The sequence below is a fragment of the Bradyrhizobium sp. WSM4874 genome (assembly GCF_055811835.1).
Genome location: NZ_JBVVPR010000284.1, coordinates 1 through 245, shown reverse-complemented (window position 1 = coordinate 245; position 245 = coordinate 1). Strand labels below are relative to the sequence as shown.

At 64.9% G+C, this 245-nt stretch carries 1 pseudogene; it reads left to right on the top strand.

From position 1 onward, the window contains the following. Positions 1-245, top strand: a pseudogene (locus AC0L3P_RS40355) (transposase); the annotation flags it as partial.

Genomic DNA, 245 nt, shown 5'->3' with positions numbered 1-245 from the left:
CCAAGACTGTTCATCGCCGACGGCGCGAAAGCGTTGTCGAAGGCGATCCGCCGCACCTTCGGTTCGGCCGCTGCGATCCAGCGCTGCCAGATCCACAAGGCGCGCAACATCATGGAACGCCTGCCGAAAGAGCATCATGCGCCCACCCGTCGGGTGCTGCGCCAGGCGTGGGAGCTCGATGACGCCGACAAGGCTGAAAATTGATCCGCAATCTCGCGCGTCGCCTCGACCAGCAATGGCCCGGC